This window comes from Streptomyces alkaliphilus (assembly GCF_014141535.1).
Classification (GTDB): domain Bacteria; phylum Actinomycetota; class Actinomycetes; order Streptomycetales; family Streptomycetaceae; genus Streptomyces; species Streptomyces alkaliphilus.
Genome location: NZ_VKHT01000450.1, coordinates 1 through 4086 on the forward strand (window position 1 = coordinate 1; position 4086 = coordinate 4086).

The window sequence follows — 4086 nt, forward strand, 5'->3', positions numbered from 1 at the left end:
GACTGGGAGCGCGCCTCCCGTGCCCTCTTCGCCAAGCTGCTCGCCGAGTTCGCCTACGAGGAGATCATCACGCCCGTACCCGACGGCCCCGACGGCGGCGGGGTCCCCCCGGGCCCCGCACCCGCCGGCACGACGGATCCACCCGTCGACGTGGTGGGGGACGCCCCGCCGCTGCCACCGGAACGCGCCTACCGCCTGCCCGTCAACCCCGACCTGTGCTACCGCTTCCGGGCCCGCCGCTGGGCTCACGGGCACTGGCAGGTCGACCCCGACTCCATCGGCCCCGACGCCGACCCCCTGCGGTTCGTGACCCTCGCCCGGGAGGAACCGCTCGGCCTGAGCGGTGACACCACCGGCCACCTCATCCGGGAGCTGACCGCCACGCTGGCCGCCGACACCGTCCTGGCGACCCGGGCGATCGACGCGGCGGCCACCGCCGACCTGGGCTACGCCGAACTGGAGGGCCACCAGACCGGTCACCCCTGGCTGGTCGCCAACAAGGGACGCGTCGGCTTCTCCGCCTCCGATGCCGCCCGCTGGGCCCCCGAGGCGCGGCGACCGGCCCGGCTGCCCTGGCTCGCCGCCCACCGGGACCTCGCGCGGTACCGGGGTGTGCCCGCCCTCGCGGACCCCGCCACCCTCTACGACGAGGAGCTCGACCCGGGGACCCGGGAAACCTTCGCCCGCGCCGTCACCGACCGGGGCCGGAACCCGGAGGACTACCTCTGGCTGCCGGTCCACCCCTGGCAGTGGGACACCACCATCGCCACCCTCTTCGCCCGGGAGGTCGCCGAGGGTGTCCTCATCCCGCTGCCCACCGACGGCGATCGACGCCTGCCCCAACAGTCCATCCGCACCTTCCTCAACCTGGACCACCCGGAGCGACGCGGCGTCAAGCTCCCGCTGTCGGTCCTCAACACGCTGGTGTGGCGCGGTCTGCCGACCGAACGCACCCTCGCCGCCCCGGCCGTGACCGCCTGGATGCTCGGCCTGCGCGACGCCGACCCCTTCCTGGCCGAGGAGACCCGGGTGGTGCTGCTCGGCGAGACCGCCTCGGTCACCGTTCCCCATCCGTTGTACGACGGCCTGCCCGAGGTGCCCTACCAGTACCGGGAACTGCTCGGCTGCATCTGGCGCGAGCCGGTCACCGCCCACCTGGACCCGGGGGAGCGGGCCCGCACCCTGGCCGCCCTGCCCACCGTGGGCGCGGACGGCCGCGCCCTCGTCGCCGAGTTGGTGGGACGTTCGGGTCTGGGCGCGCAGGAGTGGCTCTCCCGTCTCTTCTCCGCCCTGCTGCCGCCGCTGCTGCACTTCCTCTACCGCTACGGCACGGTGTTCTCCCCGCACGGCGAGAACGCGGTGGTGCTCTTCGACGCCGACGAGGTCCCCACCCGACTGGCCGTCAAGGACTTCGTCGACGACGTGAACCTCAGCGCGGAACCGGTGCCCGAACGGGAGGGCATACCGGAGGAGGTCGCCCGGATCCTGCTGACCGAGCCGTCCTCCTTCCTGCCGCAGTTCATCCACTCCGGGCTGTTCATCGGGGTCTTCCGGTACCTGGCACCGGTGTGCGCGGAGCACCTGGGGGTGCCCGAGGGCCGCTTCTGGGCCCTGGTGCGCGCGGAGATCCTGCGGTACCAGCACCGGTTCCCCGAGCTGAAGCGCCGCTTCGAGCGGTTCGATCTGCTCTCCCCGCGTCTGGATCGCCTGTGTCTGAACCGCAACCGCCTCCATCTGGACGGTTACCGGGACCGGTCGGAGCGCCCGCACGCGGCCGTGCACGGCACGGTGGTCAACCCGCTGCACTCACCTCCCCCACTCGCGTGAACGAATGACGGGGCGTCGACGGGCGCCCCGGTCCGTCGGGGCCGGCCGGATCCGTCCGCCGGCCCCACCGGGCCGGGCCCGGTGTCGGAGGGACCGCGTAGGGTGTCTGCGCTATGAGCGCACCATCGGGCGGTCCCGCCATTCCTGAACTCCTGCACGCAGCGGTCGGTGCCATCGGCGGCACCGAGCGGCCCGGCCAGGTGGCGATGGCGGAGGCCGTCGCCGCGGCGGTGGAGGAGGACACCCACCTTTTGGTGCAGGCCGGCACCGGCACCGGCAAGTCCATGGGCTACCTGGTGCCCGTCCTGGCCCGGGCCGAGCGCGCGGTCATCGCCACCGCGACCCTCGCCCTCCAACGGCAGCTCACCGAGCGGGACCTGCCCCGGGTCACCGAGGCGCTGCGCCCGCTGCTGGGGCGTCGCGCGGAGTTCGCGACCCTCAAGGGACGCTCCAACTACCTGTGCCTGCACCGCCTCCACGAGGGTGTCCCGCAGGAGGAGGAAGAGGGTCTGTTCGATCCCTTCGAGGCGGCCGCCTCCGCCGGTGGGGCGAGCAGCAAACTCGGCAGGGACCTGCTGCGGTTGCGGGACTGGGCGGACGAGACGGAGACCGGCGACCGCGACGCGCTGGCGCCGGGCGTCTCCGACCGGGCCTGGGCGCAGGTGTCGGTCTCCTCCCGCGAATGCCTCGGCGCCACCCGCTGCGCCTACGGCGCGGAGTGCTTCGCCGAGGCCGCCCGCGAGCGTGCCCGGCTCGCCGAGGTCATCGTCACCAACCACGCCCTGTTGTCCATCGACACCCTGGAGGGTGCCTCGATCCTGCCCTCCCACGACGTGCTGGTGGTGGACGAGGCGCACGAACTGGTCTCCCGCGCCACCGGGGTGGCGACCGGCGAGTTGACCCCCGCCTCGGTGGCCCGGGCCGCCCGGCGCTCGGCAAAGCTGGTCGACGAGAAGGCGGCGGACGCCCTGCAGAACGCCTCCGACGGCTTCGAGGCGCTCATGGAACCGGCCCTCCCCGGACGTCTGGATGAGCTCCCGGAGGACCTGCGGCACTCACTCGCCCTGCTGCGGGACGCCTCGCGCACCGTGATCACCGCCCTGGGCGGCACCCGGGACGCCTCGGTGGAGCAGGAGGACGCCGTGCGGCGGCAGGCCCTGGCCTCCGTGGAGACCGTGCACACGGTCGCCGAGCGGGTGCTGGAGGGCTCGGAGTACGACGTGGTCTGGTACGAGCGCCACGAACGGTACGGCGCGTCGCTGCGGGTGGCGCCGATGTCCGTCTCCGGACTGCTGCGGGAGAAGCTGTTCGCCGAGCGTTCGGTGGTGCTCACCTCCGCCACGCTCAAACTGGGCGGCGACTTCGATGGGGTCGCCGCCTCGCTCGGCCTGCCCCCGGAGGGGCGGCAGGGGCCGGAGGACCCGCCGTGGCGGGGGATGGACGTCGGCTCCCCGTTCGACTACCGCCGCCAGGGCATCCTGTACGTCGCCCGGCACCTGGACCCGCCCGGGCGCGAGCCCGCCCGTCCGGACATGATGGCCGAACTGACCGAGCTGATCGAGGCGGCCGGTGGTCGCACGCTGGGGTTGTTCTCCTCGATGAGGGCGGCCCGGGCGGCCGCCGAGGAACTGCGGGGACGGCTGCCGCACCCGATCCTGCTCCAGGGTGAGGAGACCCTGGGGGAGCTGATCAAGAGCTTCGCGGAGGACCCGGAGACCTGTCTGTTCGGCACCCTGTCGCTGTGGCAGGGGGTGGACGTGCCGGGGGCGTCCTGTCAGCTGGTGGTCATGGACCGCATCCCCTTCCCCCGACCGGACGACCCGCTCACCGGGGCGCGGCAGAAGGCGGTGGAGGAGGCCGGGGGCAACGGCTTCATGGCGGTGGCGGCCACCCACGCGGCACTGCTGATGGCCCAGGGAGCCGGACGTCTGGTCCGGGCCGCCGGGGACCGCGGGGTGGTGGCGGTGCTGGACTCCCGGCTCGCCCGGTCGCGGTACGGGAGCTTCCTGCGGGCCTCGATGCCGGACTTCTGGTACACGCACGACGCGGCGCAGGTGCGACGCTCGCTGGCGGCGATCGACGCGGCGGCGAAGAAGGCCTGAGGCGCTACCGGTCCACCGCCGGGACCCGGCATCCCGGGCGTTCCGGCCGCTCGCCCTCCGAGGGGGCCGGGGCCGACCACCGGTCGCCGGGGCGGTGCCCCCACCCGGCCGCTCCGCCGTCGACGTGTTCCCGCGGGGCGGCCGGAGGGCGCGGTGG

At 74.0% G+C, this 4086-nt stretch carries 2 protein-coding genes; both read left to right on the forward strand.

Annotation, left to right across the window (positions count from 1 at the left end):
- The coding region (locus FNQ90_RS14770) for an IucA/IucC family protein (RefSeq protein ID WP_182606806.1) at window positions 1-1827 on the forward strand (1827 nt) is incomplete at its 5' end.
- Between the two features lie 113 nt (window positions 1828-1940).
- Window positions 1941-3929, forward strand: a complete 1989-nt coding sequence (locus FNQ90_RS14775) for an ATP-dependent DNA helicase (RefSeq protein ID WP_182606807.1) — start codon at window positions 1941-1943, stop codon at window positions 3927-3929.
- Window positions 3930-4086: the final 157 nt, after the last annotated feature.